The organism is Mesorhizobium sp. M6A.T.Ce.TU.016.01.1.1 (assembly GCF_003997065.1).
Lineage (GTDB): Bacteria > Pseudomonadota > Alphaproteobacteria > Rhizobiales > Rhizobiaceae > Mesorhizobium > Mesorhizobium mediterraneum.
Map to the genome: position 1 here is coordinate 132,475 of NZ_RZTJ01000001.1, position 15,111 is coordinate 147,585.

Below are 15,111 nucleotides of genomic sequence, written 5' to 3' on the forward strand. Positions count from 1 at the left end.
GAGGGGGCTTTCGCTGAGTGAGAGGGCTTTCGCTGAGTGGCTGTAGAGGCAGGGCGGGATCATCACCGATGTAAGGCGCTGGCTTGCCGCACGCAATATGGCAGCTGCTACCCGCTCAGTAGCCGTCGCAGTTTTCCGCGATCGCCGCCTGCGAACTGGCGGTGATTTGGTTGTCGGTGATGGCGAAGGTTTCCTGCATCAGCATGTCGTTTTTGGGAAAATCATAGCAGGCGATCACCGTGGTGACGCCGCCCTCGGTCTTCTCGATCCGATGCCGGATTTCAGCCCCGGCGACAGCGCCTTTCCATTCATCGATCGAGGCGATGAACTCCTGCTTGGTCTGGACGACGCCGAGGTCGTCGAGTTTTATCCGGACGTCATCGGCAAGCAGATCCGACAGTTCCGTGCGATCGGCGACCAGCAGCGCCGCATACCAGCGGCCGATGAGCGCGCCGTCGTCGGCGCGGGCGGATACGATTGAAAACAGCAGCGCCGCTGCGGCCAAAGCGATCGAACGGCATACCATGCAATCCTCCTATGTCGTCTCCGGCCTCTCGAAGTCACCGGTCTCCTTGTTCATCACCCAGAGCTCGCCGGTCGAGATGTCGAACCAGGCGCCGTGCAGCGACAGCCGTCCCTTGCCTTCCAGGATCGAGACGCAGGGAAAGGTCCTGAGATTGGCGATCGAATAGCGGATCGAAATGCGCTCCAGCGCGGTCTGGCGCTCCGTCGCCGTCATGAAGGTGCTGGACGACACCGTCTCGGCCGCCGGCGCAATCAGGCTCATCCACTTGCCGATGAAGTCGCCGGGCGACAAGGGCGCGGCGGTGCTGTCGAGTGCTGCGCGGATGCCGCCACAGCGGCCATGGCCCATCACCACGATGTTCTTCACCTTGAGGCTCTGCACGGCAAACTCGAGCGCCGCCGAGGTCGAATGGAACTGGTCGTCGGGCGCATAGGGCGGCACCAGATTGCCGACATTGCGCAGCACGAAGAGCTCGCCGGGGCCAGCGTCGAAGATCGCCTCGGGAGCCGCGCGGGAGTCGCAGCAAGCAACGATCATCGTTTCGGGGGACTGGCCCTCGCGGGCGAGCGAGCGATAGCGCCCGCTCTCGGCGAGATAGCGGCCGCTCATGAAATTGCGATAGCCGGTGAGCAGATGGTCAGGGAGATGAGGCATGGGCGGCGTCTGGAGCCTTTCCGGGTTAGGCGGCAGCTCTTTTTAAGTCAGGAAGGCTCTAGCGGCAAAAGCCGGTCGCGAGCAATGCAGAATCGCGGATGGCTGCATTGCCTCGCCGATAGATGGGGCGAGGAAATTCATGCCCAGATCGCCACAGGGATGCCAAAACGGTCGACGAGCGGCGGATCCGGAAACGGCCTTGCCTCACCGTTGGCGATACGGCCGGCGATCAGCATCATCGCTGCGGCGTCGAGAAAGTCGTCGGCAGAAGCGCCTCGCGGCGGCGTCCGGTCGAGAAAGCCCCTGATATAGCCGTGCCGGCAGAGCAGAGCCTTGCGTTCCGCCATGCCGGCCGGGTTGACGGCGCCCTTGATCTTCTTCGGCAAACGCATCGCCTGATCGCCGTTCAGCCGGCAGAAGGCGACTTCCGGGTGCGATTCGAAGACGCGGCTGCGCAGTTCGGGACGCGCGATCAGCACGGCATCGATCTCGCGGATCTTGGCAAAGATGCCGAAGGCCTGGATCGAGACGCCGCGCGGCGGATCGGAGGTCGCCTTCGCCACTTCACTCGCCTGGCGATGCGCGGCATACCAGGCCTCGATCGTGGTGAAGCCATCTCTATGCGCGTAAAGCGCCGCACGCGACGGAATGGCGAAGACGCTGGACTGCCGCGCGCCGAGCAACGGCCGGACCAGCGCCTCCGGCCCGCGACCGCCCTTTTGCGAGAGATCGGGCAGGCCGATCGGCATGTCGACGGCGACCGTCGCATCGGCCGGCAATGCGTCGAGCAGTGCTGCGAAGCTAGGAAAAACGGCTACCGAGGGTGCTGCGCCCGGGTTACGAGGTGTCGAACCGGGATCGCGGCGGACGGTGATCCAGCCGGCCTTGCAGCCGTCGACACCGACAAGGACGCGGCTGCCGTCCGAAGTCACGCTTTTTTGTCCCGCCCCGGATGCAGGAGATGGCGAAGCTGCACCATCGCCATCGGGTGCGACAGGCTCTGAGCGTCGGTTTCGAGCTGCAATTCGTCGCCGCCGCGCTTGGCGGTGCGCGCCAGGATCTCGTAGACCGCCGCCGTGGTCGACTGCAGTGCCTTGATCGCCGGCTGGCCGGACAGGATGCGTGCCAGATAAACGGCCGCCGTCAGGTCGCCGAGCCCATTGGGCGGCTTGTCGATGAGGCGATGCTCGGCCAGCAGCGCCTGGTTGCCGTTGAGCAGCAAATTGCCGGTGCCGCCGGCCATCATCGCCGGCGCTGAGGTGACCAGCATGGTCGACGGCCCGGCATGAAGGGCCGCCGCTATCACCGCTTTCAGGTCGGGCAGCGGCGCTCCCGCCATCCATTCCAGCTCGTAGCGGTTGGGCGTGGCGATGTCGGCGATCGGCATCAGCCGGTCGCGCATGGCGATGGCGGTGGTCTCCGGCACATAGAGCCCGCCCGAATCGCCCATCACCGGATCGCAGATATAGACGGCATCCGGCGTCTTCGCCTTGACCGCGCTGACCAGCGAGGCGACGGCGTCGGCCTGGCCGCCTTCGCCGAGATAGCCGGACAGCACCGCGCCGACCTCACCCAGCCACGGCGCGCGCTCGAGATCGGCCATCAGCGCCTTGAATTGATCGAGCGGCGGCACGATGCGCGTCGCCCGTCCATGGCCCGGATGCCACGGCAGGAGGACGGTCGGCACCGCCCACACCGGAAAGCCCAGCGTCTCCAGCGCAAAGACCGCGGCGCGGTTGCCGACCGAGCCGCGCGCGACATGGCTGGAGATGACGATGACCGCGCGCGGCGCGTCGTGTTCTTCGGTGCTCACGAGGTTCCTAACTTTGGGTGACGAAAAACACGAGCCAGATCAACAGGCCAATGGCGATAACGAGCCCTAGCGCCCGGCCAATGCGCGTGCCCCAATATTCGATCGGGTCCGACTGGTCGGTGTCTGCAGCGGTGACGTGATCGCGCGCGCCCTTCGCGGTCCGCGCAATGAACGAGGTGCCGCCCGGGTCGGTTTCACGTGCCACGCGCTCGATGATGCGGCGCGATTCGTCGTCGCTGTCCTGGCGTCCCGCCATGGCGATGTCCTGTTTTCGCGGCGACTTTAACCCGTTCGCCCGGCCAATCACAGGGCCTTGCAGCGAATGATAAAGAACCAGTAACGCTTCCGGGCGGAGGTCATGTTCTTGCGCGCGGATTGTGGTAATGCTTCGCCTGTCAGTCTTATTGAGGGATCTTACCATGCTTGCCCAGCGTCTTTCCTCCCCTTTCGTCTTCCGCAACCTGCCAGCCTTGCTGATGATGGCGATCGTGCTGCCGCTGCTTGCCGGCTGTGGCTACAACACCATCCCGACGGCGGAGGAAAACGCCAAGGCCGCATGGAGCCAGGTGCTGAACCAGTACCAGCGCCGCGCCGATCTCATTCCCAATCTGGTCGAAACGGTCAAGGGCTATGCCGCGCACGAGAAGGACACGCTCGATGCCGTGGTCGAGGCGCGCGCCAAGGCGACGCAAGTGACGGTGACGCCGGAAACGCTGAGCAATCCGGAGGCCGTCAAGAATTTTCAGGACAGCCAGGCCGGCCTGACCAGCGCGCTGTCGCGGTTGCTGGCAGTGGTGGAGAATTATCCCGACCTCAAGGCCAACCAGAATTTTCTGGCGCTGCAGGCGCAGCTCGAAGGCACCGAGAACCGCATCGCGGTCGCCCGCCGCGACTATATCCAGGCGGTGCAGGAGTACAATCTGACGCTGAAGACCTTCCCGTCGGTGATTTGGGCAACCCTGTGGTTCCGCGGCAATCAGCCGTTCGCCAACTTCACCATCGAGGAAGACAAGATGCAGACGCCGAAGGTCGATTTCGGCACGACGCAGGGCGGGTGACGAACAGCTGGTGAGCGTGGTCCCTATTGGCCTTGCACTCCGTAGCACCCCCCTCTGTCCTGCCGGACATCTCCCCCTCAAGGGGGGAGATTTGCAGCTTCGACCCCGCCGCCAATCTTGCAACGTTGGAGATTGGCGAAGGCAGGAATGACATCCAATCTCCCCCCTTGAGGGGGAGATGTCCGGCAGGACAGAGGGGGGCGCGACGGAGTGGCAACCTCTCGCTTCTAGGCGTCACTCTAGTTCTGCTTTGCCTTAGCCTCTTCCTCCCCCTCACCGCGCTCGCCGCCGAATTGCCTGCCCTGACCGGGCGGGTCGTCGACAATGCCGGCATCATCGATGCCGCGACCAAGGCGGCGCTGACCCGGAAGCTTGCGGATTTCGAGGCCAAGGGCTCTGACCAGATCGTTGTCGCGACAATCAATAGTCTCGACGGCGAGGAGATCGAGCCCTACGCCAACCGGCTGTTTCGCGCCTGGAAACTCGGCCAGGCCGGCGAGGACAATGGCGTGCTTTTGCTGGTGGCGCCGAACGACCGCAAGATGCGCATCGAGGTCGGCTACGGACTGGAAGGCACGCTGACCGACCTGCACACCAAGCTGATCATCGAAAACGACATGGTGCCGGCCTTCCGCGCCGGCGACTTCTCCGGCGGCATCAGTAAGGCCGTCGACGATATGGTCATGGTGCTGGAAGGCAATCCGGAGGAGCTGGAAGCGCGCGGGGCCCGCAACCAGCAGGCGCCATTCAACACCGACGATCTGTTCTTCGCGATCTTCATTGCCATCTGGGCGATCATCTTCTTCGGCAGCATCGCCGCCTCCATCTTGCCGCCGATGTTCGGCCGGAAGATCGGTCCTGGCCGCTATCGCTGGCTGGGCATGACCTTCGAGCCGAGCCGGCGGTCTTCCGGTGGTGGAGGCTGGTCGTCGGGCGGGGGAGGCTGGTCCTCAGGCGGTGGCGGCTTTTCCGGCGGCGGTGGCTCGTCCGGCGGCGGCGGCTCCTCGGGAAGCTGGTGACGGCATGACAAGATGCGCCATCCGTCCACCAGCTTCCGGCCGTTTTGCCGCGACGATCGGTGCCGCCTTGGTGGCCATGGCGGTGCTGCTGGTCGGCTTCACCGCGCTCGCCGCCGAATTGCCTATTCTGACCGGTCGGGTCGTCGACAATGCCGGCATCATCGATGCCGCGACCAAGGCGGCGCTGACCCAGAAGCTTGCGGACTTCGAGGCCAAGGGCTCTGACCAGATCGTCGTCGCGACAATCAATAGTCTCGACGGCGAGGAGATCGAGCCCTACGCCAACCGGCTGTTTCGCGCCTGGAAGCTCGGCCAGGCCGGCGAGGACAATGGCGTGCTTTTGCTGGTGGCGCCGAACGACCGCAAGATGCGCATCGAGGTCGGTTATGGGCTGGAGGGCACGCTGACCGACCTGCACACCAAGCTGATCATCGAAAACGACATGGTGCCGGCCTTCCGCGCCGGTGACCTCTCCGGCGGCATCAGTAAGGCCGTCGACGACATGGTCATGGTGCTGGAAGGCAATCCCGAAGAGCTGGAATCGCGCGGGATCCGCAATCCGGCCGACAACAGTTCCGTCGATCCCATCGTGGCGCTGTTCATCATCGTGTGGGCGACGCTGTTCTTAGGCGGCCTGGCGATGGCGGTCCTGCCGCCGATCTTCGGCACCAAGTTGTCGCCGGGCGTGTATAAATGGCTGGGCATGACGTTTCGCTATGGCCAAAGGTCAGGCTATGCGCGCACGGGCGGCGGCGTCTGGACAACGAGTACTTCGTCCGGCGGCGGCTGGTCATCGGGAAGTTCCGGTAGTGGCTGGTCGTCGGCTGGCGGCGGCTTTTCGGGCGGCGGCGGCTCGTCCGGTGGTGGCGGTTCTTCAGGAAGCTGGTGAGACACAACATGGCAACAAGACCGATCAGCCCCGAGGATCATGACCGCATCGCCAAAGCGATCCGCGCCGCCGAGACAAAGACCGACGGCGAAATCTACTGCGTCGTGGCCTATGCCAGCGACAGCTATTTCTTTCCGGCCGCGTTCATGGCGACGCTGGCCATGCTCGTCGTCAGCCTCGCCGTCAGTTACGGGCTGGAAGCGTGGTGGCTGTCGATCCGCTTGCCGCATTTCGTCATCGCACAGCTTCTGGCGCTGGCCTCGGTGCTTGGCCTGTTGTGGGCGCTGCCCGGCTTGCGCATCCATCTGGTGCCGAGGCGGCTGCGCTACCAGGCCGCGCACGCCAATGCGATAAAGCAGTTCCTCGCCCGCAACGTCCATCGCACCACGGCGCGCACCGGCGTGCTGGTCTTCGTCTCCATTGCCGAGCGCTACGCCGAGGTGGTCGCCGACAGCGGCATCGACAGCCGTGTCGGCCAGGATGTCTGGGACAGCGTCGTCCGCGACCTTACCGCGCATGCCGGCGACGATCGTCTCGCCGACGGCTTCATCAAGGCAATCGAAGCGACGGGCGCGGTGCTGGCCGAGCATTTCCCGGTTTCGGCCGGCGACAGCAACGAGCTCGACGATCATCTGGTCGAAATCTGAGAGCCTGCCTGTAAACGCTACTCTGCCGGACGCCTGACGCAGTTTTCTGCGCTTCCGATGCTCACGGACCCAAATGTCCGCTGCGCTTCGGTTCTCGAAAACCACGCCATCCGCCTCGGCAGAGCGCATTTTCAGACAGGCTCGCGGGTCTTCCGATGGCCTGTGCGAAAGCGGGGGGAGCCGCTTACCGGACTCTTGCAATCGGGCGATGCGGGTTTATGGTTAACCAATCATGAATACGCTGAGCATCGATATCAGGAAAGCCGAGCCGCGCGACGCAAGCGCCATCGCCGACGTGCACCTGCTGGCCTGGCGCGGCGCCTATGCCGGCATCATCCCGCATCGCACGCTGACATCGATGATCAACCGCCGCGGCGCCGAGTGGTGGGCGAATGCCATCCGTCGTGCCGCCACCGTTCTGGTCGTCGAGATCGGCGGCAAGATCGCCGGCTATGCCACGATCGGCAAGAATCGCGCCCGCGAGCTCAAGCAGCAGGGCGAGATCTACGAACTTTACGTGCGCCCGGAGTATCAAGGCATCGGGCTCGGCAGCCGGCTATTCTCAGCCGCACGGGCGCGACTGGCTGACCACGGGCTGAAAGGCATGGTGGTGTGGGCGCTGGAGGACAACCAGAACGCGCTCACCTTCTATGCCGGCGCCGGCGGCCGCGACGTCGCCGAGGGCGTCGAGGTCTTCGAGCAGAAGGCGCTGAAGAAGGTCGCCTTCGTCTGGGAATGACGGCTCGACACTGCTCTCGCTAACACCCTCAGCTGTTTTCAGTACCATTCGCCGCATTGCACCATGCGCCCCCGCCCGCTATCGGTTTCCAATCGAAAGAGGGACAAAAGCCATGCGTATCGAAGCCATCGCCATCGGAAAGAACCCGCCGGAGGACGTCAACGTCATCATCGAGGTGCCGATCGGCGGCGAGCCGATCAAGTATGAGATGGACAAGGAGGCCGGCACGCTGTTCGTCGACCGCTTCCTGCATACCTCGATGCGCTATCCCGGCAATTACGGCTTCGTGCCGCACACGCTGTCGGGTGACGGCGACCCGATCGACGTGCTGGTCTGCAACACGCGCGCGCTGGTGCCAGGCTGCGTCATCAATGTGCGGCCGATCGGCGTGCTGGTGATGGAGGACAATTCCGGTCTGGACGAAAAGATCATCGCGGTGCCTTCGCCCAAGCTGACGCTGCGCTACGAGAACGTCACCGAATACACGCACCTACCCGACATCACCCGCCAGCAGGTGCAGCATTTCTTCGAGCACTACAAGGATCTCGAACCCGGCAAATGGGTCAAGATCGAGGGCTGGCACGATGCCGCCTACGCCAAGAAGATGATCGTCGAGGCGATCGAGCGGGCCAAGGCAAGCAAGTAGGCCCAGCGCTTTCAAAATTGCGAGACGTCGGCGGGACAGCGCCCCCTCTGCCCTACCGGGCATCTCCCCTACTTGGGGGGAGATTGGCAGCTTCGCCGCCCCGTCTCTCTTTCAGCGTTGGAATTGGCGAAAGCCAAGATGGTAGCCGATCTCCCTCCTTGTGGGGGAGATGTCCGGCAGGACAGAGGGGGCGTGAAGGATCGCCGAAGGGCGGCCATTGCTACGCTCTTCCTCACCCCCACTAATTGTCGACGCGGCCAAAAGCGGGCACGTCGCCGATCATCGCGCGCTTGTCCTTGCCGCAGGCAAAGGTCCGTGCCTTCTCGTCGGCGAGCTTGCGCGCCTCATCGTTGGCTGCGGGATTGCCGGTGGCCAGCACCAGTCCGACGGTGCAGCCCTCGTACTTCTCCGGCTGGGAGACCTTGGCGACGACCAGCACCTCGGTCGGTTTGTTCTCCCCCTCGGGATCGCTGATCGAGCGACGGTGGATGACCGCGAAGGGAATGGCGAGGTCGCCGTTCGTCTCGATGCGCCACTCGAGCTTTGGTCCAGCCGAATTGAAGCCGACGAAGCTCTCCCAGACCGTGGTCATGTCGCTGGATGGAAACCCGTAGAAAAGCGATTCGCGGGCATCGTCGTAAGCGATCAACACCGGGTAGCCGCGATAGCCCGAACAGGTGAGACTGGCCCAGTCGCCATCGCCTTCCTCGGCCTGCGCATAAGTCACGCAGTCCTTCTTCGAGTCGAGATCGGTGTAGGCACTGGAAATGTCGCCGGCCTGGGCGGTCTGGCAGAGGCCGGCGAGGGCTAGCGAAATCATCAAAAGGGCTCGCATCGCAGGCAACTCCGTTTCGGGCTGCCGTAGCGTATCGTCAAACGCTATTTCTGCAAGCTCGCTTCGATCAGCAGGTCGGCGTTCCGGGCCACCGATTTTGCCGGTCCGCCGGCACCGAACAGCTGGCCGCTGATATAGGCGCCCTCGATCAGGAGCAGCAGCCCGTCGCCCAGCGTGTCGGCGTCGCCGGCACCCATTGCCGCCGCCATGGCGCGCAGGCGTCGTCGCAGTTCCTGCTTGTTGGCCTCGCTCACCACGCGGGCCGGATGGCCGTGCTCGGGATACTCGACCGCCGCATTGGTCATGCCGCAGCCGCGATAGTCTGGTCTTTGCGTGCGCTTGCCGATGCGGGTCAGGAATGCGGCGATCTGCGCGCGCGGATCGCCGGGATGGGCAGCCACTGCCTCGTCGAAGCGGGCCCAGAACTCGAGGTCGTATTGCCGGAGATAGGACGCGGCCAATTCGTCCTTGGAGGGAAAGCTGCGATAGAGGCTGGGCTTGGTGACGCCGGCACGCCGCACGATCTCGTCGACGCCGATCGCCCTGATGCCTTGCCGGTAGAATAGGTCGCGGGCAACGCGAAGGATTTTCTCGCCGGCGCGGGGCGGTGTCACTTCATCCGCTTTGATCGTTGGTTCAATGCTTTTCATCTAGGACGTGCCGTGGCCTGCTTGACAATGTTACCGATCGGTACGTATACCTCGGTGTAACTGCAACGTACCGGTCAGTAACATGATAGCTCAATCCCGCCCGTTTGGCCAGCGCTACGCTTTCGTCGTGGTTGCCGTCATTTTCCTTTGCCTGCTGATCGCGGCGGGCCTGCGGTCGGCGCCGGCCGTCATGATGCTGCCGCTGGAGGAGAGTTTCGGCTGGCGGCGCGATGTCGTCTCGCTCGCCGCGGCCATCGGCATCTTCCTCTACGGCCTGACCGGGCCGTTTGCCGCGGCACTGATGGAACGGGTCGGGCTGCGCCGCACGCTGCTGGCATCGCTGGTGGTGATGTCGGGCTCGACGGCGCTCAGCCTGTTGATGACCGAGCCGTGGCACCTGCTTCTCACCTGGGGCGTATTCTCCGGCGTCGGTTCGGGCGCGGTCGCCACGGTGCTTGGCGCCACCATCGTCAACCGCTGGTTCAAAACCAATCGCGGCCTGGTGATGGGACTGATGTCGGCCTCCGCCGCCACCGGCCTGCTGGTGTTCCTGCCACTGCTCGCCGCGCTCGCCCAGTCGGGCGGCTGGAAGCCGGTCGCCATCGCCATTGCGGTGGCCACCGCTTGCCTGGTGCCGCTGGTCTGGCTGCTGGTGCCGGAGCGTCCAGCTTCGATCGGCATGGTGCGCTACGGTGCTGACGCCGACGACGTGCCGCCGGTTCCACCGGCCTCGCAGGGCAATTTTCTCACGCACACGCTCAGCACGCTGCGCCGTGCCGCCGGCACTCGCGTGTTCTGGTATCTGTTCGCGACCTTCTTCATCTGCGGTTTCACCACCAATGGCCTGGTCGGCACGCACCTGATCGCGTTTTGCGGCGACATGGGCATCGGCCAAGTGCAAGCTGCCGGCCTGCTGTCGCTGATGGGCATCTTCGACCTGATCGGCACGACGCTGTCGGGCTGGCTCACCGACCGCTTCGACCCGCGCAAGCTGCTCGGCGTCTATTATGGCATTCGCGGCTTGTCGCTGATCTATCTGCCTTATTCCGGCTTCTCGTCGACCAGCCTGATCATTTTCGCCGTGCTCTATGGATTGGACTGGATCGCCACCGTGCCGCCGACGCTCAGGCTGTCGAACGAGGCGTTCGGTGATCGTAGTGGACCGATCGTCTTTGGTTGGATCGTCGCCGGCCATCAGGTGGGTGCGGCGACCGCCGCCTTCTTCGGCGGCACGATGCGCGAATTGCAGGGCAATTACGAGCTCGCCTTCCTCATCGCCGGCATGACGGCAATAGCCGCAGCCTGCATCTCGCTGTTGATCAACACCAGCCGTCCGGCCTTCGACCCGGAACCGCAGGCGGCTTGAGCTGCGACGGCCGAGCGCTAATCTCCCCCCTTGAGGGGGAGATGGCCGCGACGCGGCCAGAGGGGGTCGGTCCGACCGGGCTCGGCCCCTTATCGCAGACGCAGGAGGTTGGCGCTTCACGCGAGACGACCCCCTCTGTCGCCTTCGGCGACATCTCCCCCTCAAGGGGGGAGATCACCTGTCCATTGTTATCAAACCTTCATGGTTTCGAGATGTGCCTGAAACATTGACCCTGGACCTTGGCGGCGACGTTCAACGCCATCCAGGAGACAGCCATGAACAAAATTTCGATGACGCGGCGCGCTTTCGTCACGTCGGCGAGCGCCGTTGGCCTCATCGGCGCCTCGGGCCTCGCGCTGCCCTACTATTCCCGCGCCAATCAGCGGCCGGCCTTCACCCATGGTGTCCAGTCAGGCGACGTCGACGCCACCAGTGGCATGGTCTGGACGCGCACCGATCGCCCGTCGCGCGTCGTGTTTGAAGTCTCCTCGACGGAGAATTTCGCCAACGCCGTCCGCCTTGCGCCGCTCGATACGTCGCCGGCCAGCGATTACACGGTAAAACGGCTGCTCACCGACCTCGCCTCGGATCAGGATATATTCTACCGCATGACAGCGGCCGATCTCGCCGACATCAACGCCGTCTCCGAGCCGATCGTCGGCCGCTTCCGCACGGCGCCGGCCTCGAAGCGTGACATCCGGTTCGCCTGGTCGGGCGATACCGCCGGCCAGGGTTGGGGCATCGACGACACCGGCATGAAGACCTATGCCACGATCGGCAAGCACACGCCCGACTTCTTCCTGCATTCCGGCGACACCATCTACGCCGACGGCGCGATGAAGGACGAGGTCGACATTCCCGGTGGCGGCAAGTGGAAGAACACCGTCCTCATCGACGAAAAGCGCAAGGTTGCCGAGACGCTGGACGAGTACCGGGGCCAGTGGAAGTACAATTTGATGGACGGACATGTGCTGGGGCTCAACGCCATCTGCCCGACCTTCTACCAGTGGGACGACCACGAGGTGGTGAACAACTGGTCGGATTCGAAGGACCTGAGCGCCGACGACCGCTACTCGGAAAAAAACATCCATGTGCTGGCGGCACGCGCGGCACGCGCCTTCCACGAGATGACGACGATCCGCTACGAGCCGTCGGAACCGGGCCGCGTCTATCGCAAGATCGCCTACGGGCCGCTGCTCGACGTGTTCTTCCTCGACATGCGTTCCTATCGCGGCTCCAATGGCCTTGGCATGCAGGATACGATGACCCCGCAATCGCGCATTCTCGGCGAACAGCAGACCAAATGGCTGAAGCGCGAACTGGCAAACTCCAACGCAACCTGGAAAATCATCGCCGCCGACATGCCGCTCGGTCTCGTCGTCTGGAACGACGCCACCAAGAAGGCCGGCGCCGAGACCGTCAGCAATGGCGACAATGGCCCGGCCAAGGGCCGCGAGCTGGAAATTGCCGACCTCCTTCGCTACATAAAGAACGCTGGTATCAGCAACACCGTCTGGCTGACCGCCGACGTGCACTACACGGCGGCCCACTACTACAATCCAGACAAGGCGCAGTTCCAGGACTTCAATCCGTTCTGGGAGTTCGTCTCGGGTCCGCTCCATGCCGGCACGTATGGACCCAATGATTTCGACATGACCTTCGGCCCGGAGCTGAAATTCATCAAGGCGCCAACTGCCGAGCAGGGGCAGAACCTGCCACCGTCGGCCGGCCTGCAGTTCTTCGGCCTCGTCGATATCGACGGCGCCACTGAACAGATGACTGTGCGGCTTATGGACCGCGACGACAATGAACTCTACAAGGTCGCGCTCGATCCGGTGCGATCGGCGTGAGCCAAACCATGATCCCGAAAAAGTGGGAATCGGTTTTCGGAGAAGATCATGGTCAAACAAGAAGATAGAGCCCCATCCCGATTCTGTCGGGATGGATCAGGCTCTAGTCCGGATAGCAGACGGTTGGAATCTTAGGCCAGACCGCGCTGTCGCAGCCGGCATTTTCCTGTCTCTGCTTGAAGGCGGCGCTAACCGGCCCGGTCACTACCGGGTCGACGCCATCGGGCGCATCGGCAAACAACTGCTCCGCCGAACGCGTATCGGACGGCAGGGCAGGCGGCGTCTCCTTCAGCGTCGCGGCCGACTGCGCCGCGCCTGCCGCAAGCAGAACGGCGAGGGCTGCCCATGCAAGGATTGGCCGGTATCTGATGCCCGTATTGGTCATGAAATTTGAACTGTCCCGACCCTGAAAGGTTCCGCTTTGGTTAATAATTTCATTTCACACCAAGACGCTTAAGATTTGGTGACCATGTATTTGGTGGCACGCCTCCTCTTTCGCAATTGCGAAAAACCCTGTATGAGCCGCCCAACCGAAAGAGGCAGCGCCTTTTGGCCTGCTGCCTGCAACGCTCCCGAGACCACAACATGAAAATTCGTAATATCGCGATCATCGCGCACGTCGACCATGGAAAAACCACCCTCGTCGACCAGCTTCTGAAGCAGTCCGGCTCGTTCCGCGACAACCAGCGCGTCGCCGAACGCGCCATGGATTCGAACGATCTCGAAAAAGAACGCGGCATCACCATCCTGGCCAAGGCGACGTCGGTCGACTGGAAGGATACCCGCATCAACATCGTCGACACCCCCGGCCACGCCGATTTCGGCGGCGAGGTGGAGCGCATCCTGTCGATGGTGGATTCGGCCATCGTGCTGGTCGACGCCGCCGAAGGGCCGATGCCACAGACCAAATTCGTCGTCGGCAAGGCGCTCAAGGTCGGGTTGAAGCCGATCGTCGTCATCAACAAGATCGACCGGCCGGACGCCCGCCATGTCGAGGTGGTCAACGAAGTGTTCGACCTGTTTGCAGCGCTCGACGCGACCGACGAGCAACTCGACTTCCCGATCCTTTACGGTTCAGGCCGCGACGGCTGGGTCTCGGAAAACCCCGAAGGGCCGAAGGACCAGGGCCTCTCGCCACTGTTCGACCTCGTCATCAAGCACGTGCCGGCGCCGACCGTTCATCCCGGCCCGTTCCGGATGATCGGCACCATCCTGGAGGCCAATCCGTTCCTCGGCCGCATCATCACCGGCCGCATCGAATCCGGCACGCTGAAATCCAACCAGGCGGTCAAGGTGCTGCACCATGACGGCACCCAGGTCGAAACCGGCCGCATCTCGAAGATCCTGGCTTTCCGCGGGCTCGAGCGCCAGCCGATCGACGAGGCGCAGGCGGGCGACATCGTCGCCATTGCCGGCCTGTCGAAAGGAACCGTCGCCGACACGTTCTGCGACCTGTCGGTGACCGAGCCGCTGCATGCGCAGCCGATCGATCCGCCGACCGTGACGATGTCGTTCCTCGTCAACGACAGCCCGTTGGCTGGCACCGAAGGCGACAAGGTGACCAGCCGCGTCATCCGCGACCGCCTGCTGCGCGAGGCCGAAGGCAATGTCGCGCTGAAGATCGAGGAATCGCCTGATAAGGATTCGTTCTTCGTCTCCGGGCGAGGCGAATTGCAGCTTGCCGTGCTGATCGAGACGATGCGCCGCGAAGGTTTTGAGGTTGCCGTGTCGCGTCCGCGCGTCGTCATGCAGAAAGGCGACAATGGCGAATTGCTGGAGCCGGTCGAGGAAGTCGTTATCGACGTCGACGAGGAGCACGCCGGTGTCGTCGTGCAGAAGATGTCGGAGCGCAAGGCCGAGATGGTCGAGCTGCGCCCGTCAGGCGGCAACCGCCAGCGCATCGTCTTCCACGCGCCGACGCGCGGCCTGATCGGCTACCAGTCGGAGCTGTTGACCGACACGCGCGGCACCGCTGTCATGAACCGGCTGTTCCATGCCTACGAGCCCTACAAGGGCGAGCTGCCGGGCCGCACCAACGGCGTGCTGATCTCCAATGAACAGGGTGAATCGGTCGCCTATGCCATGTGGAACCTGGAAGACCGCGGCCCGATGGTCATCGATCCGGGCGTCAAAGTCTATCAGGGCATGATCATCGGCATCCATTCACGCGACAACGACCTCGAAGTGAACGTGCTGAAGGGCAAGAAGCTGACCAACATCCGCGCCGCCGGCAAGGACGAAGCCGTGAAACTGACGCCGCCGATCCGCATGACGCTGGAACGCGCGCTGGCCTGGATCCAGGACGACGAGCTGGTCGAGGTGACGCCGAAGACCATCCGCCTGCGCAAGCTCTATCTCGACCCGAACGAGCGCAAGCGTTTTGAGAAGTCGGCGAAAGTGGTCGGCGCGGCGTAAGCTT

Annotated in this window: 17 protein-coding genes; 9 read left to right on the plus strand and 8 right to left on the minus strand. The window is 63.7% G+C overall.

Annotated features, from left to right (window positions below; all coding sequences use genetic code 11):
- Positions 1–115 precede the first annotated feature (115 nt).
- The 5 genes from EOC94_RS00670 to EOC94_RS00690 all read right to left on the minus strand — a co-directional run bounded on the left by EOC94_RS00670 (position 116) and on the right by EOC94_RS00690 (position 3,249).
- On the minus strand, positions 116–526 hold the full coding sequence (locus EOC94_RS00670; protein WP_095485031.1) for a hypothetical protein: 411 nt from the start codon (positions 524–526) through the stop codon (positions 116–118).
- Positions 527–535: 9 nt separating this feature from the next.
- Positions 536–1,180, minus strand: a complete 645-nt coding sequence (locus tag EOC94_RS00675) for a carbonic anhydrase (protein WP_126104445.1) — start codon at positions 1,178–1,180, stop codon at positions 536–538.
- Between the two features lie 137 nt (positions 1,181–1,317).
- Positions 1,318–2,112, minus strand: coding sequence for a DUF429 domain-containing protein (locus tag EOC94_RS00680; protein WP_127288318.1), 795 nt, complete (start codon positions 2,110–2,112; stop codon positions 1,318–1,320).
- Entirely contained in the window at positions 2,109–2,993 is an 885-nt protein-coding gene (gene pdxY / locus EOC94_RS00685) for a pyridoxal kinase PdxY (protein ID WP_127288319.1), read from the minus strand. The genes EOC94_RS00680 and pdxY overlap by 4 nt, the downstream gene beginning before the upstream one ends.
- Positions 2,994–3,000: 7 nt before the next feature.
- Complete coding sequence (locus EOC94_RS00690) at positions 3,001–3,249, minus strand: hypothetical protein (protein WP_127288320.1); 249 nt, start codon at positions 3,247–3,249, stop codon at positions 3,001–3,003.
- Between the two features lie 163 nt (positions 3,250–3,412).
- Between EOC94_RS00690 and EOC94_RS00695 the strand changes: the two genes are divergently transcribed.
- The 6 genes from EOC94_RS00695 (at position 3,413) to ppa (ending at position 7,991) form a co-directional block, all read left to right on the plus strand.
- Complete coding sequence (locus EOC94_RS00695; RefSeq protein WP_095485036.1) at positions 3,413–4,051, plus strand: LemA family protein; 639 nt, start codon at positions 3,413–3,415, stop codon at positions 4,049–4,051.
- A gap of 245 nt (positions 4,052–4,296) precedes the next feature.
- A complete protein-coding gene (locus EOC94_RS00705) occupies positions 4,297–5,070 on the plus strand; it encodes a YgcG family protein (RefSeq protein ID WP_245465477.1) in 774 nt (257 codons plus the stop codon).
- Positions 5,071–5,146: 76 nt separating this feature from the next.
- Positions 5,147–5,959, plus strand: coding sequence for a YgcG family protein (locus EOC94_RS00710; RefSeq protein WP_245465478.1), 813 nt, complete (start codon positions 5,147–5,149; stop codon positions 5,957–5,959).
- A gap of 8 nt (positions 5,960–5,967) precedes the next feature.
- Positions 5,968–6,606, plus strand: coding sequence for a TPM domain-containing protein (locus tag EOC94_RS00715; protein ID WP_127288323.1), 639 nt, complete (start codon positions 5,968–5,970; stop codon positions 6,604–6,606).
- 232 nt (positions 6,607–6,838) lie between these two features.
- Positions 6,839–7,345 (plus strand): GNAT family N-acetyltransferase, encoded by a 507-nt coding sequence (locus EOC94_RS00720; protein WP_095487641.1) that lies wholly within the window; start codon positions 6,839–6,841, stop codon positions 7,343–7,345.
- Between the two features lie 112 nt (positions 7,346–7,457).
- Positions 7,458–7,991, plus strand: a complete 534-nt coding sequence (gene ppa, locus EOC94_RS00725; RefSeq protein WP_126104453.1) for an inorganic diphosphatase — start codon at positions 7,458–7,460, stop codon at positions 7,989–7,991.
- A gap of 241 nt (positions 7,992–8,232) precedes the next feature.
- Here ppa and EOC94_RS00735 read toward each other — a convergent pair whose 3' ends face one another.
- Positions 8,233–8,826 carry a hypothetical protein gene (locus EOC94_RS00735; RefSeq protein ID WP_127288324.1) on the minus strand — a complete coding sequence of 198 codons (594 nt, stop codon included), beginning with the start codon at positions 8,824–8,826 and terminating at the stop codon, positions 8,233–8,235.
- Between the two features lie 44 nt (positions 8,827–8,870).
- On the minus strand, positions 8,871–9,476 hold the full coding sequence (locus EOC94_RS00740) for a TetR/AcrR family transcriptional regulator (RefSeq protein ID WP_126104454.1): 606 nt from the start codon (positions 9,474–9,476) through the stop codon (positions 8,871–8,873).
- An 82-nt stretch (positions 9,477–9,558) separates the two neighbouring features.
- On the opposite strand from EOC94_RS00740, the gene EOC94_RS00745 reads away from it, so the two are divergent.
- Both EOC94_RS00745 and EOC94_RS00750 read left to right on the plus strand, forming a co-directional pair.
- Positions 9,559–10,842: an MFS transporter gene (locus tag EOC94_RS00745; protein WP_127288325.1), complete on the plus strand. Its 1,284-nt coding sequence runs from the start codon at positions 9,559–9,561 to the stop codon at positions 10,840–10,842.
- A 275-nt stretch (positions 10,843–11,117) separates the two neighbouring features.
- Complete coding sequence (locus EOC94_RS00750) at positions 11,118–12,692, plus strand: alkaline phosphatase (protein WP_127288326.1); 1,575 nt, start codon at positions 11,118–11,120, stop codon at positions 12,690–12,692.
- Positions 12,693–12,795: 103 nt separating this feature from the next.
- Here EOC94_RS00750 and EOC94_RS00755 read toward each other — a convergent pair whose 3' ends face one another.
- Positions 12,796–13,077, minus strand: a complete 282-nt coding sequence (locus tag EOC94_RS00755) for a hypothetical protein (protein WP_095487629.1) — start codon at positions 13,075–13,077, stop codon at positions 12,796–12,798.
- Positions 13,078–13,277: 200 nt separating this feature from the next.
- On the opposite strand from EOC94_RS00755, the gene typA reads away from it, so the two are divergent.
- Positions 13,278–15,107 (plus strand): translational GTPase TypA, encoded by a 1,830-nt coding sequence (typA, locus tag EOC94_RS00760; protein ID WP_126104457.1) that lies wholly within the window; start codon positions 13,278–13,280, stop codon positions 15,105–15,107.
- The last annotated feature ends 4 nt before the right edge of the window (positions 15,108–15,111 follow it).

What these genes read in the sequence shown, in the direction of transcription:
- EOC94_RS00735 (WP_127288324.1), bottom strand. Translation starts at nt 8,826, where the DNA reads ATGCGAGCCCTTTTGATGATTTCGCTAGCCCTCGCCGGCCTCTGCCAG.
- typA (WP_126104457.1), top strand. Translation starts at nt 13,278, where the DNA reads ATGAAAATTCGTAATATCGCGATCATCGCGCACGTCGACCATGGAAAA.
- EOC94_RS00710 (WP_245465478.1), top strand. Translation starts at nt 5,147, where the DNA reads ATGGCGGTGCTGCTGGTCGGCTTCACCGCGCTCGCCGCCGAATTGCCT.
- EOC94_RS00720 (WP_095487641.1), top strand. Translation starts at nt 6,839, where the DNA reads ATGAATACGCTGAGCATCGATATCAGGAAAGCCGAGCCGCGCGACGCA.
- EOC94_RS00690 (WP_127288320.1), bottom strand. Translation starts at nt 3,249, where the DNA reads ATGGCGGGACGCCAGGACAGCGACGACGAATCGCGCCGCATCATCGAG.
- EOC94_RS00755 (WP_095487629.1), bottom strand. Translation starts at nt 13,077, where the DNA reads ATGACCAATACGGGCATCAGATACCGGCCAATCCTTGCATGGGCAGCC.
- EOC94_RS00670 (WP_095485031.1), bottom strand. Translation starts at nt 526, where the DNA reads ATGGTATGCCGTTCGATCGCTTTGGCCGCAGCGGCGCTGCTGTTTTCA.
- ppa (WP_126104453.1), top strand. Translation starts at nt 7,458, where the DNA reads ATGCGTATCGAAGCCATCGCCATCGGAAAGAACCCGCCGGAGGACGTC.
- EOC94_RS00750 (WP_127288326.1), top strand. Translation starts at nt 11,118, where the DNA reads ATGAACAAAATTTCGATGACGCGGCGCGCTTTCGTCACGTCGGCGAGC.
- EOC94_RS00715 (WP_127288323.1), top strand. Translation starts at nt 5,968, where the DNA reads ATGGCAACAAGACCGATCAGCCCCGAGGATCATGACCGCATCGCCAAA.
- EOC94_RS00675 (WP_126104445.1), bottom strand. Translation starts at nt 1,180, where the DNA reads ATGCCTCATCTCCCTGACCATCTGCTCACCGGCTATCGCAATTTCATG.
- EOC94_RS00695 (WP_095485036.1), top strand. Translation starts at nt 3,413, where the DNA reads ATGCTTGCCCAGCGTCTTTCCTCCCCTTTCGTCTTCCGCAACCTGCCA.
- EOC94_RS00740 (WP_126104454.1), bottom strand. Translation starts at nt 9,476, where the DNA reads ATGAAAAGCATTGAACCAACGATCAAAGCGGATGAAGTGACACCGCCC.
- EOC94_RS00745 (WP_127288325.1), top strand. Translation starts at nt 9,559, where the DNA reads ATGATAGCTCAATCCCGCCCGTTTGGCCAGCGCTACGCTTTCGTCGTG.